This is a genomic window from Streptomyces sp. NPDC002690, assembly GCF_053592415.1.
On the sequence record NZ_JBSFVR010000647.1, the window covers coordinates 1 to 2244 of the forward strand.

The 2244-nt window shown below is 70.5% G+C and carries 3 protein-coding genes and 1 pseudogene; 1 reads left to right on the forward strand and 3 read right to left on the reverse strand.

What is annotated here, in order from left to right:
• The 3 genes and pseudogenes from ACWD3D_RS36295 to ACWD3D_RS36305 form a co-directional block, all read right to left on the reverse strand.
• On the reverse strand, positions 1 to 800 hold an 800-nt coding region (locus tag ACWD3D_RS36295), incomplete at its 3' end, for an IS5 family transposase (protein WP_451464921.1).
• A 363-nt stretch (positions 801 to 1163) separates the two neighbouring features.
• Positions 1164 to 1313, reverse strand: a pseudogene (locus ACWD3D_RS36300) (FAD-dependent monooxygenase); the annotation flags it as partial.
• 48 nt (positions 1314 to 1361) lie between these two features.
• Positions 1362 to 1742 (reverse strand): nitroreductase family deazaflavin-dependent oxidoreductase, encoded by a 381-nt coding sequence (locus ACWD3D_RS36305; protein WP_451464922.1) that lies wholly within the window; start codon positions 1740 to 1742, stop codon positions 1362 to 1364.
• Between the two features lie 246 nt (positions 1743 to 1988).
• Between ACWD3D_RS36305 and ACWD3D_RS36310 the strand changes: the two genes are divergently transcribed.
• Positions 1989 to 2244 (forward strand): 2'-5' RNA ligase family protein (locus ACWD3D_RS36310; RefSeq protein WP_451464923.1); only part of this gene is annotated, 256 nt, incomplete at its 3' end.

Below are 2244 nucleotides of genomic sequence, written 5' to 3' on the forward strand. Positions count from 1 at the left end.
CCGGCCGGGTGCCTCTTGTGGCGGTTGATGCTGCACTCGACCGCGTGGCGCTCGGGGTAGTCGGCCGGGTCGAAGTGCGGGGGCCGCCCACCGCACGAGCCGAGCTTTTGGCGGTTGCGGGCCTGGTCGGCCTTGTCGGGGATGGTGCAGTGGATTCCGCGGCGGCGCAGGTAGGCGCGGTTTCTGCGGGAGGCGTACGCCTTGTCCGCGCGGACTCGGTTGGGGCGGACACGTGGCCGGCCCGGCCCGATGCGGGGCACGCGGACCTTCTCCAGCACGGGTTCGAACTGCGGCGAGTCCCCGCGCTGCCCGGCCGTAATCACGATCGACATGGGCCGCTGACCTTGCTCGACGGCCAGGTGCAGCTTGGTGGTGAACCCGCCGCGCGAGCGTCCCAGTCCGTGATCTCTGGGCTCGGTGAACACACCGCCCGGCGGTTCCTTCTGCAGACCACCCTGCTTGCGGGCCCCAGCCGCATGCTGATGAGCGCGGCACACCGTGGAGTCGACGCTCAGGTCCCACGTGATCGCGCCCTTCGCGTCCGCCAGAGACTGGAGCCGCGTGAAGATCCTCTGCCAGATGCCGTCCCGCTGCCACCGGCGGAACAGGTCATAGATCCGGCCCCACGGTCCGTACTCGACGGGCACGTCCCGCCACGGAACACCGGTACGGACCCGGAACCGTATGCCGTCGATCAGCTGTCGTCGAGGCCAAACGCTCGGCCGCCCCGGCTTTCTCCCCTTCGGCAACAACGGCTCCAGCACCGCCCACTCTTCGTCCGTGAGATCTCCACGCCCCATGAACCGTGATCATCCACGCTCAAGATCCACTTTCGACACACGGCCTAGCGTGCAAGCCGGGTGGCCGTAAGTCGATCGGGCCACGAGGAGCCGTGCTCTCCGCACGAGCGGAGGCAGGCGGCAGGCCACTCACTGGTGCTACGGGTTCTGCCACGGCGCCCGAACCGGCGAGAGAGAGGTCGGCCACCGGCGCACCGATTGCCCGGAAAGTTCGCCGGTCCAACTCACGCTCGCGCGCGGTGTTGCGCAGTAGCTACTGTCGTACCGAACCTGAGGCGGGGATTCGGCGGACCGAGCGCCATGGAGCCCCTATTGCGACCGTCGCGCGGTACCGGTGGCGCCTGCGATCTCCCCGCTCGGCCGTCAGGACGGCTGGACCTCGTCAAAGAAGGCAGGAGCCTCCGGGCCCACGAGGCGCTCCATCCCGTCTGCCATGACCCTCGCCCACCTGCCGGGCCGGGTCCACATCCGTTCCTCGAAGGCGCGGACGGACTCGTCCGGATCCGCGGCGCCACCGCATCGGCGCCCTCGGGTCCGTCCGGGCGCGACTCGCGGCGCGGCTCAGACGCGGGCGGCGTCGAATTCGAGGAAGTCGTCGATGTCGAGCTTGCGCATCACGAAGCCGACCGGTGCGGCCAGGTCGGCGCGGGCCTCCGGGCCGCGCCTGCGGGGTCGGCTGATCGTGTAGCGGCGCCCGCCCCGGCTGATCGTCCCTCCACCGGCGGCGAGGATGTTCAGCGCCCAGTTCGCGTTCGAGTCGTAGGCGAGCCCGACGATGAACCCCGTCCCGGTCCGGAACGCCTGGACCGGCGTGTCGAACGGGGTGCCGCTGCGACGGCCGCGGTGGTGCAGCACGGCCAGCGGCGGGATCCAGCGGGCGAGCGGCCTCAGGACCGGGTTGAAATATCTCGGAAGACCTGAGAAGCGGCTGAGGACGGGCATGTTCTTCCTCCGTTGGCGAGTGGGGGTCCATCGAACGGCTGGCGGCCTTCGCCCACCGGCCGGCACACGGCGGCCTCGGCCGTCTGCCATCACGGCCTTCGAGGTGTGTGCCGCGCCACAGCATGTTTCCACTTGGAAACACTGCGAAGGTAGCACGCCCGAGGATCGGCACGAAGGACCCGGGCCGCTCCCTCTCGCCCCCACCCCACCGTCACGCCGACCGCCGGGTGAGGTACCAAGGCAGGTGTGAAGGAAGAGACCCGCCCCGCGACTGTTCGCGTGTTCATCGCCCTCGCCCCGCCCGACCACGCGAAGGAAGAACTGGCCCGGGAGCTGCGCCCGGCTTACGGCACGCACCCCCGGATGCGCTGGAACCGCATCGAGGACTGGCACATCACCCTGGCGTTCCTCGGCGAACTTCCGGTGGAAACGGTCCCGACGCTGCGCCCGCTCCTGTCCGGCCTCGCGGCGGCCCACCGGCCGCCGCGGCTGGCGCTGCGGG